The sequence below is a fragment of the Neoroseomonas marina genome, from assembly GCF_012927745.1.
In the GTDB taxonomy this organism is placed as follows: domain Bacteria; phylum Pseudomonadota; class Alphaproteobacteria; order Acetobacterales; family Acetobacteraceae; genus Neoroseomonas; species Neoroseomonas marina.
Window position 1 is genome coordinate 309,886 of record NZ_JABBKX010000004.1, and the last position, 19,247, is coordinate 329,132.

Annotated in this window: 17 protein-coding genes; 9 read left to right on the forward strand and 8 right to left on the reverse strand. The window is 69.5% G+C overall.

Features of this window, described 5'->3' with window-relative positions; translation table 11 throughout:
- Positions 1-193 precede the first annotated feature (193 nt).
- A complete protein-coding gene (locus GWK16_RS14640) occupies positions 194-1,249 on the forward strand; it encodes an NAD-dependent epimerase/dehydratase family protein (protein ID WP_170054699.1) in 1,056 nt (351 codons plus the stop codon).
- An 8-nt stretch (positions 1,250-1,257) separates the two neighbouring features.
- The gene (locus tag GWK16_RS14645) at positions 1,258-2,568 is read left to right on the forward strand and encodes a DUF4910 domain-containing protein (protein ID WP_170054700.1); all 1,311 of its coding nucleotides are present in this window, start codon (positions 1,258-1,260) and stop codon (positions 2,566-2,568) included.
- 3 nt (positions 2,569-2,571) lie between these two features.
- Here GWK16_RS14645 and GWK16_RS14650 read toward each other — a convergent pair whose 3' ends face one another.
- Positions 2,572-3,165, reverse strand: coding sequence for a sugar transferase (locus tag GWK16_RS14650; RefSeq protein WP_248291380.1), 594 nt, complete (start codon positions 3,163-3,165; stop codon positions 2,572-2,574).
- Positions 3,166-3,413: 248 nt separating this feature from the next.
- Positions 3,414-3,983 (reverse strand): polysaccharide biosynthesis/export family protein, encoded by a 570-nt coding sequence (locus tag GWK16_RS14655; protein WP_338144480.1) that lies wholly within the window; start codon positions 3,981-3,983, stop codon positions 3,414-3,416.
- Positions 3,984-4,279: 296 nt separating this feature from the next.
- Between GWK16_RS14655 and GWK16_RS14660 the strand changes: the two genes are divergently transcribed.
- From GWK16_RS14660 to GWK16_RS14675, 4 genes are read left to right on the forward strand one after another with little or no spacing between them, the layout of a single operon-like run.
- Complete coding sequence (locus tag GWK16_RS14660) at positions 4,280-5,500, forward strand: glycosyltransferase family 4 protein (protein ID WP_248291403.1); 1,221 nt, start codon at positions 4,280-4,282, stop codon at positions 5,498-5,500.
- A complete protein-coding gene (locus tag GWK16_RS14665; RefSeq protein ID WP_170054702.1) occupies positions 5,497-6,546 on the forward strand; it encodes a glycosyltransferase family 2 protein in 1,050 nt (349 codons plus the stop codon). The genes GWK16_RS14660 and GWK16_RS14665 overlap by 4 nt, the downstream gene beginning before the upstream one ends.
- Positions 6,543-8,783 carry a GumC family protein gene (locus GWK16_RS14670; RefSeq protein ID WP_170054703.1) on the forward strand — a complete coding sequence of 747 codons (2,241 nt, stop codon included), beginning with the start codon at positions 6,543-6,545 and terminating at the stop codon, positions 8,781-8,783. Before GWK16_RS14665 ends, GWK16_RS14670 begins: the two co-directional genes overlap by 4 nt.
- Positions 8,780-10,246: a hypothetical protein gene (locus tag GWK16_RS14675; RefSeq protein WP_170054704.1), complete on the forward strand. Its 1,467-nt coding sequence runs from the start codon at positions 8,780-8,782 to the stop codon at positions 10,244-10,246. Before GWK16_RS14670 ends, GWK16_RS14675 begins: the two co-directional genes overlap by 4 nt.
- Here GWK16_RS14675 and GWK16_RS14680 read toward each other — a convergent pair.
- Both GWK16_RS14680 and GWK16_RS14685 read right to left on the reverse strand, forming a co-directional pair.
- The gene (locus GWK16_RS14680; protein WP_170054705.1) at positions 10,233-10,847 is read right to left on the reverse strand and encodes a helix-turn-helix domain-containing protein; all 615 of its coding nucleotides are present in this window, start codon (positions 10,845-10,847) and stop codon (positions 10,233-10,235) included. The two genes, GWK16_RS14675 and GWK16_RS14680, sit on opposite strands and share 14 nt — an antisense overlap.
- A 129-nt stretch (positions 10,848-10,976) precedes the next feature.
- Positions 10,977-11,627: a response regulator transcription factor gene (locus tag GWK16_RS14685; protein ID WP_277613628.1), complete on the reverse strand. Its 651-nt coding sequence runs from the start codon at positions 11,625-11,627 to the stop codon at positions 10,977-10,979.
- 289 nt (positions 11,628-11,916) lie between these two features.
- On the opposite strand from GWK16_RS14685, the gene GWK16_RS14690 reads away from it, so the two are divergent.
- From GWK16_RS14690 to GWK16_RS14700, 3 genes are all read left to right on the forward strand, one after another.
- Positions 11,917-13,599, forward strand: coding sequence for a sensor histidine kinase (locus tag GWK16_RS14690; RefSeq protein ID WP_170054707.1), 1,683 nt, complete (start codon positions 11,917-11,919; stop codon positions 13,597-13,599).
- On the forward strand, positions 13,586-14,878 hold the full coding sequence (locus GWK16_RS14695) for an outer membrane beta-barrel protein (RefSeq protein WP_170054708.1): 1,293 nt from the start codon (positions 13,586-13,588) through the stop codon (positions 14,876-14,878). The genes GWK16_RS14690 and GWK16_RS14695 overlap by 14 nt, the downstream gene beginning before the upstream one ends.
- 137 nt (positions 14,879-15,015) lie before the next feature.
- Positions 15,016-16,173, forward strand: coding sequence for an acyltransferase family protein (locus GWK16_RS14700; RefSeq protein WP_170054709.1), 1,158 nt, complete (start codon positions 15,016-15,018; stop codon positions 16,171-16,173).
- Positions 16,174-16,222: 49 nt separating this feature from the next.
- On the opposite strand, the gene greB is transcribed toward GWK16_RS14700, so the two are convergent.
- Genes greB through hfq form a run of 4 tightly spaced genes read right to left on the reverse strand, consistent with a single transcriptional unit; the run spans position 16,223 to position 19,209 of the window.
- The gene (gene greB, locus GWK16_RS14705; RefSeq protein ID WP_170054710.1) at positions 16,223-16,753 is read right to left on the reverse strand and encodes a transcription elongation factor GreB; all 531 of its coding nucleotides are present in this window, start codon (positions 16,751-16,753) and stop codon (positions 16,223-16,225) included.
- Positions 16,750-17,577, reverse strand: a complete 828-nt coding sequence (locus GWK16_RS14710) for an inositol monophosphatase family protein (protein ID WP_170054711.1) — start codon at positions 17,575-17,577, stop codon at positions 16,750-16,752. The genes greB and GWK16_RS14710 overlap by 4 nt, the downstream gene beginning before the upstream one ends.
- Complete coding sequence (gene hflX / locus GWK16_RS14715; RefSeq protein WP_338144481.1) at positions 17,574-18,902, reverse strand: GTPase HflX; 1,329 nt, start codon at positions 18,900-18,902, stop codon at positions 17,574-17,576. The genes GWK16_RS14710 and hflX overlap by 4 nt, the downstream gene beginning before the upstream one ends.
- The gene (gene hfq / locus GWK16_RS14720; RefSeq protein ID WP_170054712.1) at positions 18,874-19,209 is read right to left on the reverse strand and encodes an RNA chaperone Hfq; all 336 of its coding nucleotides are present in this window, start codon (positions 19,207-19,209) and stop codon (positions 18,874-18,876) included. Before hfq ends, hflX begins: the two co-directional genes overlap by 29 nt.
- Between the last annotated feature and the right edge of the window lie 38 nt (positions 19,210-19,247).

Here is a 19,247-nt window from a genome sequence, read left to right on the forward strand (position 1 = left end):
ACAGGCGTAATTCGTAACCGGGATCCGGGAATTGGCCACCGAGTTCAACCATGAGGTGCGAATTCTTCTGCCGGAAGCCGCACCGCGCGCAGTTCACACACTGTGATCCATGTAGAACTTTGTCGTCACACTTCGTTCTCCGCGTACCGTCGCGGGCGGCACTCTGCGGCATCTCGAGCCTTGGAGTATCGTCATGAAGGTCCTGCTCACCGGTCATCTCGGGTACATCGGCACCGTGATGGCGCCGATGCTGGCGGCGGCCGGACATGACGTCACGGGGCTCGACAGCGAGCTCTATGCGCGCTGCACCTTCGCCGAAGGCGGCCGCATCGCGGACCTTCCCTGCATCAGGAAGGATGTCCGCGACATCGAGGCGGATGCGCTCAGCGGCTTCGATGCGATCATTCACCTCGCCGCATTGTCGAACGATCCGCTCGGGAACCTGGACGAGGACTGCACCTACGCGATCAACCATCGTGCCAGCGTGCGTCTCGCCGAGCTCGCGAAGCATGCTGGCGTCAAGCGCTTCCTGCTTGCCTCGTCCTGCTCGAACTACGGCAAGGCCGGCGAGGGCATGCTCGATGAGACCGGCGCGCTGAATCCGGTCACGGCCTATGGACGTTCCAAGGTGCTCGCGGAACAGGGCATTGCGGCGCTCGCCGGCGATGGCTTCTGCCCCACCTATCTGCGCCCGGCGACCGCCTACGGTCTTTCGCCGCGCATCCGCTTCGACATCGTTCTCAACAACCTCGTTGCCTGGGCGGTGACCACTGGTCGAATCATGCTGAAGTCCGATGGCTCGCCCTGGCGGCCGATCGTGCACATCGAGGACATTTCCCGAGCCTTCATCGCCGCGCTGGAAGCGCCGGAGGAGGCGGTGTTCAACGAAGCCTTCAACGTGGGCCAGACGGCACACAACTACCGGATACGGGATATCGCGCAGGTCGTCGCCGATGTCGTGCCGGGCTGCGAGCTTGAGATCGCGGCCGATGCCGGCCCCGATCTGCGATCCTACCGCGTCGACTTCTCCAAGATCGCGCAGCGTCTGCCCGCCTTTCGACCGCAGTGGGACGTGCGGCGGGGCGCGGAGCAGCTCTACGCCGCCTATCGCGCCTCGGATCTCGATCTCGAATCCTTCGAAGGGCCCCGCTACCAGCGCATCGGGCATATCCGCATGCTGATGGCCGAAGGCGTCCTCGCGCCGGATCTGCGCCGGCGCGCCGCGGCGCCCGCCGCGAAGGCCGCCTAGGCGCACCCATGGGCGCCGCCATTCGGGAGGAGCCGCGGCCGGCGGACGACATCGGCGCGGCTCTGCACGCGCTGGTCGCGGAACTCTACCCGATCTGCCGCAGCATCACGGGTGACGGCATCCGGCGGAGCCTTGCGATCCTTGGCCGTCACCTGCCTCTGGTGCTGCACGAAGTGCCGACCGGCACCAAGGTGTTCGACTGGACCGTGCCGCGGGAATGGCGCATCCGGGATGCCTTCATCGAGGCCGCGGACGGTACCCGCGTCGTCGACTTTCGCGCGCACAACCTGCACGTCGTCAACTACAGCGTCGGCGTCGACGCGGTCCTCCCGCTGAGGGAGCTGCGGCGCCACATCCACACCCTGCCCGCGCAGCCCGATCTCATCCCGTATCGGACCGCCTACTATGACGAACGGTGGGGCTTCTGCATGGCGCACCGGGCGCTCGAGGCGCTCCCGGACAGCACCTATCGTGTGCGCATCGACGCCGAGCATGTGGACGGCAGCCTGACCTATGGCGAATGCGTGCTGCGTGGCGAGACCGAGGACGAGGTGCTCCTCTCCGCCCATGCCTGCCATCCCTCGCTTGCCAATGACAACTGCTCGGGGATGGCGGTGCTGGCGATGCTGGGCGCCCGCATGGCCCATCGTCGCAGACGCTTCACCTACCGCTTCGTCTTCGCCCCGGGCACCATCGGCGCCATCACCTGGCTCGCCCGCAACCAGGCGCAGGTCCGGCGCATCCGGCATGGCCTGATTGTGGCGGGCGTAGGCGACGCCGGGGCGCCAACCTACAAGCGCAGCCAGCGCGGCACGGCGCCGATCGATCGCATCATGGCCCATGTGCTGCGGCATCAGGCGCCCGAGGCGTCGCTGCGCGACTTCTCGCCATATGGCTACGATGAACGGCAGTATTGCTCGCCCGGCTTCGATCTGCCGGTGGGCCTGCTGCAGCGCAGCCCCTTCGGCGAGTTCCCCGAGTACCATACCTCGGCCGACAACCTGGACTTCGTGCAGCCGCAGCAACTCGCCGGCGCACTGGGGCTGATCGAGACCGCGATCGAGGTGATCGAACAGGATCGCCAGCTGCGCAACACGGCGCCCTTCTGCGAACCGCAACTCGGGCGCCGCGGCCTCTATGGCGCGCTGGGCGGTGACGCGGATGCCGCGAAGCGCAACCTGGCGATGCTCTGGCTGCTCAACCAGTCGGACGGCACGCGGAGCCTGCTCGACATCGCCGAGCGCGCCGACATGCCCTTTGCGACCATGGCCGCGACCGCCTCGGTGCTGGAGCGCGAGGGCCTCCTGGTCCCCGCCTGACGGTCAGCAGGCCCCGTGCGCCCGCAGCACGGCCCAAGGCGTCCTCGCGAGGATCCTCAGGTCCAGCAACAGCGAGCCCTCCCGCACATACGTCGTGTCGAGCCGCACGCGCTCGCGATAGGTCACGCCGCTCCGCCCGCTGACCTGCCAAAGCCCCGTCACGCCGGGGCGCACGCGGCAGTACAGGATGCCGGCCTCACCGACATAGTGCTCGTCCAGCTCCGCGCGAACTACGGGCCGCGGCCCGACGAGGCTCATCTCCCCGCGCAGAACGTTGATGAGTTGGGGCAACTCATCGAGGGAGGTTCGCCGCATGATGTTGCCGATCACCGTCACGCGCGGATCCCGGCTCAGCTTCCGGCGCGCCTGCCACTCCGCTCGCGCCACCGGATCGCGCGCCAGGTGATCCTGCAGAACGCCTTCCGCGTCGTGGACCATGGTCCGGAACTTCAGGCATTCGAAGGCCACGCCGCCCCGCCCGATGCGCATGTGGCGCACCAGGATCTGGCGGCCGCTGCAGAGGCGGATCAGCAACGCGACGACCGCCATCACCGGCGCCAGCGGCACCAGGATCAGGATGGTCAGCGTGATGTCCATGGCCCGCTTCGCGATCTCGGATCGCTGCGCTGGTGCGATGCCGGGAAAGGTATCGACGAGACCGGGTGTCGCGATGGCGATACGCGCCCGCTCGAGGTCCGCCGAAGAGGCGGTGGTGTGCATGCCGTCCATGAAGCCGATGCTGCGGCGGCAGGTGCCCGGGATTCAAAGCGGCTCGGCAAAAACTCTTCACTGCACCAGGGCGACCGGCTTGCGATCGCCCTCGTGCAGCGGTTGTCCACGCCCGTTCAGAAGAAGCGTTCGAACACGGTGACGACGTCGCCCGGCTGCAACTGGGACGCCCGGTCCGCACGGAACTCGCGACTGCGTCCTTCCGTATCGACACGCGTGACCGACACGCGATCCTGCACGGCGCGATAGTTGAACCCGCCGGCCAGGGCCACGGCGGAGAGGACCGTCATGCCGGGCTGGTACGGGAACTGCCCGCCGCGCTCGACCATGCCGAGAACGAAGATCGGCCGATATGCGATGACCTGCACCGCGACGCCAGGATCCTGGAGCAGTTGCCGACGCTGGAACTCCCGCCGGATTCGGGCCTCGGCTTCGGACACCGTGAGGCCGCCGACCTGCACCGGGCCGAGCAGCGGAATCGCGACGGCTCCGGAATCCGCCACGCGGACCTCGCCCGACAGCCGATTGTCCTCGAAGACGGTGATGCGGAGCTGATCCTCCGCGGCCAGACGATACGGTCCGGGTGCTGTCTCGGGCAGCGGCGGAAGATTGGTGCCCGGCCCGGCGCAGGCACTCAGTGCCACGGCAGCGACAAGAACAATGACGTTAAGGAACCTGAAGGTCACGATCTGATGCCTCCCCTGTTCGGCGGACCGCGCCGTCGTGGAGGCCGAAGCATAGAGCCTTCCTCCGGACGCCCGCCACGACGCGATCCGCAACGATGTGCGATATCATCGTCAACCGCCGGATGATGTTCCAGGACAACTTCGCCTGCATCGAGGGAAGAGTTTTCAGGCGCCCGGTTTGAATGACGCCGGTACTCGTCGCCATCAATGCGCATGCTCGCTGCGCAGGCTCCGACGATGGTCATCGCAATCAATCGGGCGCTGCCATGAGTGCCTGGCGGACGTCCTTGAAGCCCATGCTCGCCCAGGCGTATTCGCGGACCTGCGCGGCTGCGCTGGACCTCGCGATTGCGCGCCGGTCGTCGCCGCGCTCCTTCGGGCGGATCGCCGTCGTCGCCGCGCTCGGGCGTCGCAACGGCATCGCGAGCGGTGCCCTTCTGCAGTTCAGGCTGCTCGAGCGGCTCGGCTTCGAGGTCGAGCTGATCGATGCCGGCCAGGCGCTGCGCAATCCGCTGTTCCGCGTGCGCCACACGCCGGCGAGCACCTACATCCTGCATTGCGGAGCGCCGCAGACGCCGCAGCTGCTCGCCGCCGTCATGCCTGCCGCCGCAAGCGCATGGCGCATCGGCTACTGGGCCTGGGAACTACCGGACCCGCCGCAGGACTGGTACGGCTACGATCGCCTGGTCAACGAGGTGTGGACGCCGAGCCGCTTCGCGCAGGCGAGCCTGCGGCGGCTGACGGATCGACCGGTCCGCGTCGTCCCGCACGTAGTCCCGGGCAGCGAGCGGCGCCTGAGGGAGGCCGGTCGCCCATTCACCGTCCTCTGCTTCGGCGACAGTCGATCGAGCTTCGCGCGGAAGAATCCGGCGGGCGCCTTGGCGGCGTTCCGGCATGCCTTCGGCGACAGCGACGCGGCTCGCCTGATCATCAAGCTGAATGGCGCGCCGGACCCGGATTGCGACGTCGAGCGCCTCGCCGCCGGATCGCCGAACGTGACCATCCTGAGGGACTTCCTCGACGACGCAGCGCTGGACACGCTCTATCGGTCAGTCGATGTCCTGCTCTCGCTGCATCGGGCGGAAGGGTTCGGGCTCCCGATGCTCGAGGCGATGGCACGCGGTGTTCCGGTCGTCGCCACGGCGTGGTCGGGCAATGTCGACTTCATGGATGCCGGCAGCGCGGTGATGGTGCCTGCCCGCCTGGTGCCGGTCGACGATCCGGCAGGGATCTACCGGGACAGCGTCTGGGCGGAACCCGACCTTCAGACCGCCGCAAGCGCCCTGCGTGGGCTCGCCGACGATCCGGCCCGCTGGGACCGACTGTCGCAAGCGGCGCATGCGGCGGCGCAGGGCTTCGCGCTCCATGTCCCCGCCGTCCTTGCCCAGCAGCCGGAACGGCGTGGTCAGCTCCGCGCCGCGGTCGCTGCGCGGATTGCCGGCACCACCGCGCCGCGGGGGCGAACCGCCCGCGGTGCTTCGAGCGCCCGCGGCGTCGCTCAGGGAGAGCGCGGATGAGAATCGCGATCGGGATACCGACCTATGGCCGGCAGGCGATCGTCCTCGAGACGGTTGCCGAGCTTGGCCGCCTGTCCCGTCCGGCCGATCGCATCATCGTCTGCTACGCGCGGGACGAGGATCTGCCGCCGCCGGACCGGCGACCTCCTTCGGTCGAATGGCTCAGATCCGAGGCAGGACTCTGTCGGCAGCGCAATCGCATCCTCTCCGAAGTCGGCGATTGCGATGTGATCCTCTTTCTTGACGACGATTTCCTGCCGAAGCCGGACTACCTCGCGGTCATCGAGCGCCTGTTCCTGTCGCGGCCGGAAGTCGTGGTGGCGACCGGCACGGTCCTGGCGGATGGCGTCACGGGCGTCGGCCTGTCCTTCGCCGAAGGCCGCCGCATTCTCGCCGGCGATCCCGGCAGCACAGAGCCTCTCCGCGTGCGCCCGGTGGCGAACGGCTATGGCTGCAACATGGCCATGCGCCTGCCCGTGCTGCGCAAGACCGGCCTGCGGTTCGACGAGAAGCTGCCGCTCTACGCCTGGCAGGAGGATGTGGAACTGTCCTGCCGGCTGGCGGCGCACGGTTCGATCCTGCGCGTCGATGGCGCGCGCGGCGTGCATCTCGGCGTGAAGGCCGGGCGTTCGCCGGGGCTTCAGCTCGGCTATTCGCAGGTGATCAACCCGCTCTACATCGCGACGCGGGTGCCGACCTACACGATGCGCCGCGCCGTCCGGCAGATCGGACGGAACCTCGCAGCCAACATGCTCTATGCGATGCGGCCGGAACCATGGGTCGATCGGCGCGGGCGGCTGCACGGCAACCTGATCGGCCTCATGGACGCGGTTCGCGGGCGGCTGTCGCCGGAGCGGATCCTTGCCCTCGGGGCGGCCGCCCGACGGGTGGCGACGCCGTCGCAGGGCCTTGCGCCAGCCCGGGCGGACCGCGGCGCGGGCCATCGTGCGGTGGTGTCGGCCTCGGGCGCTCGCACGCGGTTCGCGCCCGCCAGCCAGGCGCATGAGAGTCGGCCGATGACCTATCAGAGAGTACCCCCGTCATGACCGTGCCAGCGCTTCACCTGCCGCCCCTCCGGCACGGGCCGGAGACATTGCGCGAGGAGGAGCCGATCGGCGTCCCCGTCCGGCGGCTCTTCGCGGTGCTGCGGCGACGCGGTTGGCTTGTCGTGCTCATCGTGCTCCTCGGCGTCGGCGGCATGCTGGCCTGGCTCAACCGCGCGACGCCCGAGTATCGCGCCGAAGCCGCCGTCCTGATCGAGCCGCGCAACACCCAGGTCAGCGACCTTCAGGCGATCTCGCCGGATGCCGGCAATGCCAACCTCATCAGGACGCAGATCGACATCCTGCGCTCCCCGGCGATCGCCCGGCGCGTGGTGGACCGGCTGGAACTGGCCGGCGCCCCCGGATTCAGCGGCGGGCCGGGCCTGCTCACGCGCCTGACCATCATGCTGCATGACACCTTCGGACTGTTCCCGGAAGCGGCCCGGTGGCCGAGCTCGGGCGATCCGCGGGAAACCGCCGCAGCGATCCTGAGTTCGCGCATCGGTGTCCAGAACGAGCCGCGATCCCACGTTCTGATCATCTGGATCGAGACCCCCTCCGCGGAGCTGAGTGCGCGGATCGTCAACGCGCTTGCCGCCGAACTGCTGGAGTTCCGGCGCCGCCAGAAGGGCGCCGCCATGGAACGGGCGCATGCCTGGTTCAGCGCGCGGCTCGACGAACTGGCCGATCGCATGCGCGCATCCGAGCGCACCATCGAGGATTATCGCATCGAGCACGGGCTGACCGAGCTCATCGGCACCCGCAACGGCGTGACGCCGTCCCTCACCATCAACCGTCAGCAGCTGGACGACATTGCCCGCCAGCTGGTCGCGGCCGAAACCGAGCGTCTGCGCAAGGAAGGCCAGCTGGCCGAAGCGGAAGCCGCGCTGCGCAATGGCGGCCGCGTCGATGCGCTACCGGAGGTGATGAACTCCCCCATCATCCGGACCCTGCGCGACCAGGAGGCGCAGGCCGGCGCGCGTGAGGCGCAGCTGTCGGCGACGCTCGGCGCGCGGGCGCCGGATCTCCAGGCGGCGCGGTCCCAGCGGGCGGGCTTCCAGCGCCGCCTGCGGGAAGAAATGGCGAATGCGCTGAACGGCCTGCGGAGCGAAGTGGCGGCCGCCCGTGCGCAGGAGGCATCGCTGCGGGAGCGGCTGGCCGCCTTGCGACGGGTGGTCGCGCAGGACAATGTCGCCGAGGTGCGCCTGCAGAGTCTCCAGGCCGAGGCGCAGGCCAATCGCGCGATCTATGAGAGCTTTCTCACCCGCGCGACGCAGCTCGCGAACGCTTCCGGCATCCAGGAAGCCGATGCGGAACTGGTGTCGGAGGCCGTGCCGGCCGAATCGCCGAGCAGCCCGAAGCGCGGTCGTCTGCTGCTCATCGCCTTCGGTGCCTCTCTCGTCTCCGGCATCGCCTTCGTCTTCGGGCTCGAGCGCCTGCGGGAAGGCTTCTCCACGCCGGATACCTTGGAATCGACCCTCGGCATCGCCTCGATCGGCGTGCTGCCGCAGACCAGCGAACGCGCGCGCAAGGGCGGCAGCAGCGTCGCCGCGGCGCAGTACTCCGCCTCGATCGCCCGGTTGCGCGGCGTGCTGCAGGTGATGGGCACCGAACGCCGGACGCGAACCGTGGTCGTCACCTCCGCCCTGCCGCGCGAAGGCAAATCCGCCCTTGCGCTGGGGCTTGCGCGCAGCGCGGCGCGCAGCGGATCGCGCGTGCTGCTGATCTGTGCCGATCTGCGCAGCCCGCCGGAACTGCCGGAGCTCGGTCCGAGCGGCGCGCCGGGGCTGGCCGAGATCCTGGCCGGCAATCTCGTCGGCGACGGCCGCGACGTGCTGCGGGAGGTCGAGAAGGGCCTGCACGTCCTGCCAAGCGGTTCCATCGCGGGCGATGCGCAGGAACTCCTCGGATCCCCCCGCCTCGGCAAGCTCCTGGACTGGGCGTCGAAGAACTTCGACCTGGTGCTGATCGACACGCCACCCGTGCTGCCCGCGGCCGATGCGCTGCTGGTCGCGCGGCAGGCCGATGCGACGGTCTTCGCCGTGCGCTGGGAACGTACACCTCGGGCCGCGGCGCGCGACGCCCTGCGCCTGCTGAACTCCAGCGGCGCGCACGTGGTCGGCGCGGTGATGACGCAGGTGAAGCTGCGGCACTTCGCACGACAGGCCAGCGACGGGCTCGCCTACCTCTACCGCGATCATCGTGGCTACTACGGCCATCCGGGGGATGGCCGGGGGTGAGCGCGACCGCCATCGGTCTCGTCGTCCTCGCGCTCTGCCTCTGGTACGCGGGGTCCGCGACGCGGCTTGTGCAGCTGGTGTTCATCGCCGGCGTCTTCGATGCCGCGGCAGGCCTCATCGTCGGCGGCTTCGGCATGCCCCCGGCGCTGCTGCCGGCGCTCATGCTGGTCGGGCTGGTCTCGACCCAGTACCTCGCGGGCCGACGGAGCATCGCCGAGGGGCCCGCGCTGCACCTCATGGCACCGTTGCTGATCTGCTTTGCCTACGCCGCCGTGACCGCCGTCCTGCTGCCCGAGACCTTCGCCGGGCGCATCATCGTCTGGCCGCAGAAATTCGCGGACATCGAACCGCAGCCCGTGCCGATCGCGCCGGGCCAGGGGAATCTGAACCAGGTCGCCTACCTTGCGGCCAACGTGGCGCTCGCCCTGGCCACGGCCCTCGCCGCCGGCCGTGCCGGCACGGCATGGCGCAGCATCGTGAAGGCCTACCTGTTCTCCGGCTACCTCGTGATGGTCCTGGTGGCCTGGGATCTCGCCAGCCGGACGATCGGCCTCCCCTTCCCCACCAGCATCATCTACTCCAACCCCGGCTGGAGCATCGTCGAGCAGAATATCGGGGGCCTGCCCCGTCTGCAGGGACCCTTTCCGGAACCCTCCGCCCTGGCCTTCTATCTCGCGGGGCTCGCCGTCGCCTGCATGGGCCTCTGCCTCAGGGGACACCGGGTGATGCGGCCGGACCTGCTGCTGGTGATGGCGTGCCTGGCGACCTTCCTGTCGACCTCGACCACCGGCATCGCGGCGCTCGTCGTGGGCCTGCCGGCGCAGTTGATCCTGGCCGCTCTCGCCGGGCGCGGTGCCGCCGTGCGTCGGATGATCGGCGTGTTGGCGGTGCCAGGCACGCTGGCGCTCGTCCTGCTCGCCGGGCTGCTGATCCTGCGCCCCGAACTCCTCGACGTGATTGCCGAAGTGGTCGGCATGACCTTGGACAAGACGGACTCCGACTCCTTCACCGAACGCAGCCTGATGAACACCGTGGCGTGGAATGCGTTCCTTTCCAGCGGCGGCCTTGGCGTCGGCTGGGGCAGCACGCGCGCTTCCAGCATCCTGCCCGGGCTGCTGGCGGGCGGCGGGATCGTCGGATTGTTCACGGCGATATGGTTCACGCTGCGACTGATGCGGCTGATCCGCCGCGCGCGGACCGTCGCGGAACCGGGCAACCCCGCTGCCATTGCGGTCGATTGCTTCGGCGCGGCGCTGGCAGGTCAGCTGCTCGCCGCGGCCTTTTCGGCACCCGTGATCACGACGCCGATCTTCTTCGTGCAGTTGGGGGTCGTGGGCGCCGCGGCGATCCGCATCCTGATCGACGCCGCTTCACGCCAACGTCAGCGGCAGCCGCTGGGCCGCCAGGCGGCACCGGCGGTGGCGAACGAACCACCGCCGATGCTGCAGATCACCGGCCGATGAATTCCAGCGGCGCGCGGTGCAGGATCTGAACGGTCTGCGAATCAGGCAGGCTGATCAGGCCGTCGGAACTCATCTGCGTGAAGTTGCGGCAAACGGTTTCCGGTGACAGGCAGAGGTAGTCGGCGATGTCGTAGCGCGACATCGGCAGGCGGAAGCTGGCCTCGCCGGGCGCGATCCGTTCCGACATCTCGAGCAGGAACGCGGCCAGCTTCTCCCGGGCGTTCTTGTGGCCGAGCATGAAGAGCCGCGCCTGCATGGCACCGATGCGGGCCTGAGCGAGTTCGCTCTCGCCTTCCGCTTCAGCGGTATCGGCCGTGAGGAGAGCGACACGCGCAGGCGTCACTGCCTCGATGCTGCCATTGTGGCGGCGCACCTCATCGATCCCGATGCCATCGTCGGGCATCAGGAAGTCGGTGATCTGCCGGCGGCCGTCATGCAACGGGTGGCAGACGCGCAAGCAACCCTCGACGACACGCAAGGCCACGAGGTCGCCGCGGTCGGACGACCGGAAGACCTCGCCTCGGCGCATGCGGCGCTCGGGCAATCGGGTGTAACCACGCAGTTCCAGTGGAACTGCGCCTGACTCATGCCTGATTAACATGGCATTCTCCGCGCTGGGGGGTGGCGTGGATCGCCTCGAACACCGGGACGCTACGAGCGGGTTTTGTGCACCGCCATACGGAAAACCCCTAACCAGGAAGCAACGTGATCGCCCTCACATTTATCGTGATCAGGCGTGCTGGACCGGAGCGCGCGCGTCGACCATGCCGGCCTCGATCGCGATGCGCACCAGCTCCGTGACGCAGCTCGCACCTGACTTCCTGAAGATGCGTGCGCGATGAACCTCGACCGTGCGGGGGCTCATGTGCAGCGCATTCGCGACGGCCTTGTTCGACCCCCGCGCGACGAATGCGGCGAGGACCTCGCGTTCCCGTGGGGTCAGCGCGTGCAGACGCGCGCGCGCGGGAGATTCCTCCACCGCCGGCCGCAGCGTCTGACAGGCCGCGGCCACCGTCTCGAGCAGCAGATCCGGGTCGACGGGCTTCTCGAGGAAATGGACAGCGCCCTCGCGCATCGCCTCGACCGCCAGGGGGATCGTCGCGTGGCCGGAGAGAAGGATCACCGCGAGGGGCGCTCCGCAGGCCGACGCACGTTCGCGCAGGGTCCGCAGCATGCTCACGCCATTGCTACCCGGCATGCGGACGTCGCTCACGACCAGCAGGGGCGTGCCCGGGGCCGACTGGCTCGCCGGATCGGCCAGGAACATGTCCGCCGAGGCGTAGCTGCGTACCTCATACCCGTTCTGCGCGAGCAGACAGGCCATCGACTCGCAGATCGCGGAGTCGTCGTCGACAACATGTATTGGAGTGGTTGTATTCATGATGAACACCTCACTCAGAAGAATAGAAACCGGACGCGAGCGAAGAACTTGGCCGCTAGGCGTTCCGAGGTATATTCGATAATGGTTCTAGATCAAATCAATAAGGACGAAGACTTGTCATTAGCAAGTCCGATGTGCCATTTTTTGAGCGGGGGCGAGGGGAGTTGCCTTCATGATTGAGAAATCCCCATCGCTATCAACCAAGACGCAATAAGCGGACATCCTCCGTGCTGACCGGAGCGATGCCGAACATCAGGGTGCCCGACTGCCATCGCGGGACCGCGCGCCGATGCGTGCGCTGATCCGCGCCTCTCGGACCCGTTGGCATGGTCGGTCCTGGCCCTGGCACCTGACCGGCATGGTCTGCGCCCTTGTCGCGGCCGCCGTCGTGCCGGCGCTGGTCCACTTCAACACCGGCGACGTGCGCCTGGCCTCGCGCACGGCCGCCGTCCATCAGGCGGAACAGGCGGTCGTCCGTACCGTGGCCTCGGTCTCCATGACGATCGATCATGCACGGGCCGCCCTCCGGACCGCTGTCGCACGCCGGGACGGTGCCGCTCATGCGGCAACACCGTCCGACGCCGAAGTCGTCCTTCGTCGCGTCGCGCCCGAAGCGGCACCGGTGAATCCGCGCCTCGCCGCGGAGCGTGGCCGGTCGGGTCTGCGCCTCGTCCTCGAGGAGCGGGTTGCGGATGCCCCCCTCCCCGGCACCGGTCCGATCCTCGGGACGGTCCGGCTGCCGCTCCAGGCGCCAGGGGGGTTGCCGCACTCGGCGGTCGGGCTGGCGGACGCCGGCGGCACGCGTCTCTATCCGATGGCCGGAACCGAACCTGACCTGCGAAGGGCGGCACGAACCCTCGCGGCCCAGGCGAAAGGTGTCGGTGCGGGGCATTACGTCGTCGAGGCCGACCAGGGCGCGGCGGCGACGGCGGTCGCCTGGACGCCGGTCCCCGGCACGCAGCTGGTCGCCTTCGCCGCCGTTCCGGTCGGGCCCACCGGACCGGGTGCCTGGCCGTGGCTCCTCGGAGCGCTCTCGGCGGTCCTCGCGGCGCTGGTGGTGGCGCTCGTGCATGGCGCCCGGGAACGCCGCCGGCTCTCCGAAGCGCTCGCCCAGGCGCAGCGGGATCACGAGGCCGCCATTCATGCGCTCGCCGAGCGACAGAGCCTCGAGACGCTGGGGCGACTGACCGCAGGCGTGGCTCATGACATGGGCAACGTGCTGCAGGCTGTCGAACTCTATCTGCGCTCGATCCCGGGCTCGCTCGACGACCGGGCCGCTACGCTCCGCCTCGTCGAGCGTGCCCGGGCAGCCGCGCGTCGCGGGGCCGTGGGCGCCCGGGATCTCCTGGCGCTCGCGCGGGGAAGCGAGCAGCCGGCCGAACCGACCGATGTCCGGCCGGTGCTCGGCGAACTGGCCGAAGTCATGCAGGAACTGCTCGGCGAGGCCTACGCGGTGCGTGTCGACGTGCCGGCGCAGCTCCCTCGGGTCCTCGCGGAACCGGGCGACCTCGAGGCGATGCTGATCAACCTCGCGACCAACTCCCGGGACGCGATGGCCGAGGCCGGCCGGGGGGTGCTGTCCATCTCCGCGGCGGTGATCGGCAGCCCGGACGACTCGACCGCCTCGACGGACCTGCCGGGCGGCGAATGGGTCCGCATCGTGATCGCCGACACTGGCGTCGGGATGGCGCCGGAGGTTCTCGAGCGGGCCCTGGAGCCCTTCTTCACCACGAAGCCGCGCGGCCGCGGCACGGGCCTCGGCCTGGCCCTGGCGCGCGAGTTCGCCGAGCGGTCGGGTGGCCTGCTGCGGATCGAGAGCGTGCCCGGAAGCGGCACTCGCGCGAGTCTTTTTCTGCACCCCGCATCGGATGCTGGTTCTGCGGCTGCTACCGATGCCAGTGTTGCGCAAACAGATGCGACGACCCTGCCCAACCGGGCGGGCCCAGCGGGAAACATCCATGCCTCAGGGTAAGACGACCACGCCGCCGCCCAGCCCGCTGAAATGCGCCGTCGGAGGGATCGGCGTGTCCCTCGCCTTGCTGCCCTTCTTCGCCCGGAGTGCGGCCGCGCAGGAAGACATCCGGGTCGCCCCCGATCGTGGTCAGACGGTGATGGAGCGGTCGCGCCCGGAGGTCGATCCCGTCGGCGTCCGGCTCGGCAGCTTTCGGCTCGACGCCTCGGCAGCGGTGGGGGTCGGGTACGACGACAACCTGCTCGGCACCTCCACGGACCGCCTCGGCGACGGCTTTGTCGAGGAAAGCGCCCGCGCCAGTCTCGTGAGCGACTGGACGGTCCACCAGCTCGGCGTGCGCGCCGGCATCGTGAACCGCACCTATTTCAACGAAGGCAATTTCGACTGGACCGACTGGGACGCTTCCGCCTTCGGCCGCTACGACTTCGGGGGCGATACGTCGGTGAACGCGGCCTACACGCATTCGCGGCTGCACCTCGCGCCGCAGAGCGTGGACGTCCAGCAGGCGGGCCTCGCGGAGCCGGTGCCCTACAACGTCGACCAGTTCGACGTCGGTGGCACGACGCGCTTCAACCGGGTGACGCTCGGCCTGTCGGCGACCTATGCGATGTACCGCTACGACAATGTCCCCGGCCCGGGTGGGGATGTCTCGATCTACGACTACAACTCGCTGATCCTGCGCCTCGATACCGGCTACGAGTTCGTCCAGGGCCGCAGCGTCACGCTCGGCATCCGCTACCAGGACGTGAAGTACCAGGACTCGATCTCGCGCGATCGCGACAGCCAGACCTGGGCCGCTCTCGCGGGCTTCCGGTACGACTTCGACGGGGTCTGGGCTGCGCGCATTGCGGTCGGCTACGCGTGGCGCGACTACGAGGGTCCGCAGTTCAAGTCGCTGGGGACGCCGGCGGTCGAAGCCAACGTCACCTGGAACGCAACGGCCCTCACCACGCTGAACCTCACGGCCAGCCGGTCGATCCAGGAATCCATCCGCAGCACCACCGCAAGCTACGTCAGCAACTACGCGCAGCTCCGCGTGGATCATGAATTGCTGCGGAACGTGATCCTCTCGGGCTGGGCCGGCGTCGGCGGGCAGGAGTACCAGCAGCCGACACAGCGGGCGACGGACCTGATCTTCGGCGCGCAGGCCACCTGGCTGATGAACCGTCACCTCGCCCTGTCGCTCGAGTATCGCTACGTGGACCGGGTCTCCGCGACGGGTGGCCTGCAGGAGTATGACGAGAACCTGGTTTTTCTCCGCCTGCGCGCGGCACTCTGACCCGCACCGCCCTCCACGCGAGTGCGCTCGCGTGACCTGCAATCCGATGCGCCGACATGTTTTCCCCGGGCGCGGACGGGCGGCCGGCACGATCCCCCTAAGATGGCGGCATCTCGCAGGCCGAGGATGCAGCCCACGTGCTGACGGACCGGAAGGCGGGCGCAGCGGTTCCGCTGCAGCGTCTGACCACGCTCGACGCGCTGCGCGGCTTCGCGAGCCTGCTCGTGCTCTTCTACCACCTCGACGACGTCCTCGTCGCACGGGGAGCCGAGGCGCCCTTTGGCGGCCTGGGCCACGGCGGGGCGCGCGGCGTGGATCTGCTCTTCGTGCTCAGCGGCTATGTCATGGCGAGGCTGTATCTGCGCAACGGCCCGCCCAGGAGCACGCCGACGGGCTTCCTCCGGCAGCGCGCACGCCGCTTGCTGCCGGTCTTCTGGATCGTCTCTTTGGCGGCGCTGTCGCTGTACCTGATGGGCTATGGCGGGGCCGAGAAGGCCGCGAAGCTTGAGCCCTGGCGCCTGGCGGCGAGTTTCCTGCTGCTGCCGCAGGACATGCAGCCGCTGGTCAACGTCAGCTGGTTCCTCGTCTACGAGGTCCTCTTCTACGGCTTGGTGGCGCTTGCGCTGTTCAACCGGCGGCTTGGTCTCGGGGCCCTCCTGGCCTGGCAGGGGCTCGTGCTGCTGCTGTGGGTCGGGGGACATCCGGCCGGCCCCTCGGAGATGCCCGGCTATCTGCACCCCCGCTGCCTCGGCCTGGGGATCGGCGTCGCTTTCGCCCTGCTCGGCGAACGGCTCGAACGGAACGGGGCGGTGATCGGGCTGCGGCTGGCCCTGGTGATCGCCACCGCCCTCTTCGTCGGGGATGTGATCTGGGAAGGAACTGGGGAACGGGACACGCACGGCGTGCCGATCGGGCTGCTCGACCTCGCGGTCGGCACGATGCTGGTGTCGGCGACGGCCCTCGAGAACCGCGGCGGCCTGCGCGCGCCGCGGCTGCTGGTCGGCGTCGGCAGCATGTCCTACTCGGTCTACCTGACGCATTTCGCGACGATGACCCTCATCGCCGCCCTGCTCGCCCATGCCGACGTCTCGCTGGGCGCGCCGGGCGCGCTGCTGTGCCTGGTGGGTGCGCTCTGCGTCGGCGCGGCCGTCCACTTCGGCCTCGATGGCCCGCTGCAGGCGTGGCTGCGGCTGCGTGGCACGAAGGGAGACGGGGGGTCTTCGGCACGACGGCGGGATGGGCGCCGCGCGGCGGCACTCGCGCCACCCTCGAACGAGCGCCACCTCCCCGCCTAGGGGTGACATCGCGCGGCAGGACGACATTCAGGCGACCCGCGCGGGCCAGCTACCGCGGGTAGACGATTCCGACGATCTCGACGTCTTCCGTCCCGGCCGGCGTCCGCACCTTTCGCACGTCACCGATGCGCGCCCCCAGCAGCGCCCGGGCCACCGGCGCCACCCAGGAGATGTCGCCCTTCTCCGCATCCGCTTCGTCCACGCCGACGATGCGGATCGTCACCTCGGCATCGTCGGACAGCCGCGCATAGGTCACCGTCGCGCCAAAGAAGACCTGGTCGCGCCGTGCCTGCGCCGCCGGATCGACCACCTGCACGCGCTCCAGCCGCTTGCGCAGGAAGCGCACCCGGCCGTCGATCTGCCGCAGCCGGCGCTTGCCGTACTGGTAGTCCGCGTTCTCCGAGCGATCGCCGAGGGAGGCCGCCCAGGAGACGATCTCGACCACCTTCGGCCGCTCATCCTCCCACAGCGCCCGCAGTTCCTCGCGCAACGCCGCGGCGCCGGCCGGCGTCATGTAGAACGGCGTGCCTGGCGGAAGGCCCGGCGGGCCTTCCTCGCCATCCTCGTCATCGTCGCTCACGGGGCGAGCAGAGCCTCGTGGGCGGCTTCCCAGGATGCGCGGTCGGGCGCGCAGATCAGCCCGCCGTCGCGATGCGTCGGCAGGTAGGGGCTGCCGTCGAAGCGGGCGGAATAGCCCCCGGCCTCGCGGTGGATGAGCCAGCCCGGCAGGTGGTCCCACGGCATCAGCCGGTTGTACAACTGCAGATGCGCGTGCCCGCCCGCCGTCAGGCGGTATTCGTGCGCCGCGCAGCGGAACCCGACGATGCCCGCGAAGCGCGCCAGGCGCGACGCGACGCGGGACCGCAGCGGCTCCTTCAGATAGGACCAGGAAACGGCGCCCACCATGCGATCGACCGAGACTGGCGCGGCGACGCGCAGATCGGTCATGTGCCGGCCCTCCGCATCGGCGATCCACGCCCCCTCCCCCCGCAGCGCCATCGCGGTGTCGTCGCCGAGCGGATCGTGGATCCAACCCGCCACGACCTCCCCGCGATGCACCGCCGCCGCCATCGATCCGAAGAGCGGCGTGCCCGAGGCGAAGTTGGCCGTCCCGTCGACCGGGTCGATCACGAAGGCGAGTTCCGCCCCGGCCAGGCGGTCGAGCACGCTCTCATCGGCCGCCGCCGCCTCCTCGCCGACGATGACCGCACCGGGGAACATCCGCGTCAGACCGGCGGCGATCACCTTCTCCGCCGCCTCGTCCGCGTCCGTCACCAGATCGAGCGGGCCCGACTTCGCTCGCACCTGACCCTGCGCCAGGCGCCGGAAGCGCGGCACGATCTCCGCCCGCGCCGCGCTCCGCAGCAGGGCGGCGACCTCGTTCGCCTGAGATGCGGTAATCATGTCCGGTCCGCGAAGCGCGCCCGATCGGCGGGGGACAGGCGCACGGTCAGCCGGATCTGCTCCTCCCCGTCGGTACGGGCGAGCACCTCTCCATGTTGGTACAGCCAGGCCAGACCGGCGCCATCGCTGGTCGGCACCTTCACCTCGATCGTCTCCATGCCGGCGGAGATGCGGGCATCGATCGCCCGGCGCAGGTCCTCGAGCCCCTCTCCGGTCAGCGCCGAGACCGGCACCGCATCGGGCACGCGCCGCTGCACCGCCTCGATGCCGCCGAGCAGGTCGGCCTTGTTCAGCACCTCAAGCACGCGGCCTTCCCAGCCTTCCTCGAGGCTCGCATGCGGCCCGTCGGCCATTTCCTGCATCACGCCGAGCACGTCCGCACGCTGCGCCGCGCTGTCGGGATGCGCGATGTCGCGGACATGCAGGATGATGTCGGCGGCGGCCACTTCCTCGAGCGTCGCGCGGAAGGCCTCGACCAGCTGCGTCGGCAGGTCGGAGATGAAGCCGACGGTGTCGGACAGGATGACCGTCCGCCCCGATGGCAGGCGGATCGCGCGCATGGTCGGATCGAGCGTCGCGAAGAGCTGGTCCTGCGCGTAGACGCCCGCGCCGGTCAGCGCGTTGAACAGCGTCGACTTGCCGGCATTGGTGTAGCCGACCAGCGCCACCACCGGGAACGGCACGCGCTCGCGCGCCTTGCGGTGCAGCCCGCGGGTGCGGCGCACCTGCTCCAGCTCCCGCTTCAGCTTGACGATGCGGTCGCCGATCAGGCGGCGATCGATCTCGATCTGGGATTCGCCAGGACCGCCGAGGAAGCCGAAGCCGCCGCGCTGGCGCTCGAGGTGCGTCCAGGACCGCACGAGCCGCGTGCGCTGGTATTCCAGATGCGCGAGCTCGACCTGCAGCGCGCCTTCCTTGGTGCGCGCGCGCTCGCCGAAGATCTCGAGGATCAGGCCCGTGCGGTCGATGACCTTGCAGCCCCACGCCTTCTCGAGGTTGCGCTGCTGCACCGGCGTCAGGGAGGCGTCGACGACGACGAGCCCCGCATCCTGGTCCTTCAGCGCCCGGCCGATGATCTCGACCTGGCCCTCGCCGAGCAGCGTCGCCGGACGGCGCTCCCGCAAGGGATGCACGGCCTCGTGGACGATCGTGACGCCGATCGACGCCGCGAGTCCCACCGCTTCCGCCAGCCGCGCCTCGGCCGCGCGCTGCCCGCCCGCGTCGCCGATGGCGACGCGGTTGCTTCGTTCATAGGGCAGGACGACAGCGGCGCGGGTCGGGCCGCCGTCGCGAACCTCAGCTTCCGCCGCCAGGGGGCACCTCACGCGTCAGCGTCATGCGGGTCTCGGACACCGGGGCACCCGCGGGCGCCGCTCCGACCGGCTGCGCACCGGCCTGGGCGGTCGCGTCGAACAGCATGATCGGCGCGCCGGGCATGACGGTGCTGATCGCGTGCTTGTAGACGAGCTGGGTGTGACCGTCCCGGCGCAGCAGCACCGAGAAGTTGTCGAACCACGTGATGATCCCCTGCAGCTTCACGCCATTCACCAGGAAGATCGTGACGGGGGTCTTGGATTTGCGAACGTGGTTCAGGAACACGTCCTGCACGTTCTGGGACTTCTCGGCGGCCATTGGACCGGTCCTTCTTCTTGCCGGTCACCGACCGGTCA

Excerpts from the sequence above, each read along its gene's own strand:
- GWK16_RS14640 (WP_170054699.1), top strand. The coding sequence starts at position 194 with ATGAAGGTCCTGCTCACCGGTCATCTCGGGTACATCGGCACCGTGATG.
- GWK16_RS14645 (WP_170054700.1), top strand. The coding sequence starts at position 1,258 with ATGGGCGCCGCCATTCGGGAGGAGCCGCGGCCGGCGGACGACATCGGC.
- GWK16_RS14650 (WP_248291380.1), bottom strand. The coding sequence starts at position 3,165 with ATGGACATCACGCTGACCATCCTGATCCTGGTGCCGCTGGCGCCGGTG.
- GWK16_RS14660 (WP_248291403.1), top strand. The coding sequence starts at position 4,280 with ATGCTCGCCCAGGCGTATTCGCGGACCTGCGCGGCTGCGCTGGACCTC.
- GWK16_RS14665 (WP_170054702.1), top strand. The coding sequence starts at position 5,497 with ATGAGAATCGCGATCGGGATACCGACCTATGGCCGGCAGGCGATCGTC.
- GWK16_RS14670 (WP_170054703.1), top strand. The coding sequence starts at position 6,543 with ATGACCGTGCCAGCGCTTCACCTGCCGCCCCTCCGGCACGGGCCGGAG.
- GWK16_RS14680 (WP_170054705.1), bottom strand. The coding sequence starts at position 10,847 with ATGTTAATCAGGCATGAGTCAGGCGCAGTTCCACTGGAACTGCGTGGT.
- GWK16_RS14685 (WP_277613628.1), bottom strand. The coding sequence starts at position 11,627 with ATGAATACAACCACTCCAATACATGTTGTCGACGACGACTCCGCGATC.
- GWK16_RS14690 (WP_170054707.1), top strand. The coding sequence starts at position 11,917 with ATGCGTGCGCTGATCCGCGCCTCTCGGACCCGTTGGCATGGTCGGTCC.
- GWK16_RS14695 (WP_170054708.1), top strand. The coding sequence starts at position 13,586 with ATGCCTCAGGGTAAGACGACCACGCCGCCGCCCAGCCCGCTGAAATGC.
- GWK16_RS14710 (WP_170054711.1), bottom strand. The coding sequence starts at position 17,577 with ATGATTACCGCATCTCAGGCGAACGAGGTCGCCGCCCTGCTGCGGAGC.
- hfq (WP_170054712.1), bottom strand. The coding sequence starts at position 19,209 with ATGGCCGCCGAGAAGTCCCAGAACGTGCAGGACGTGTTCCTGAACCAC.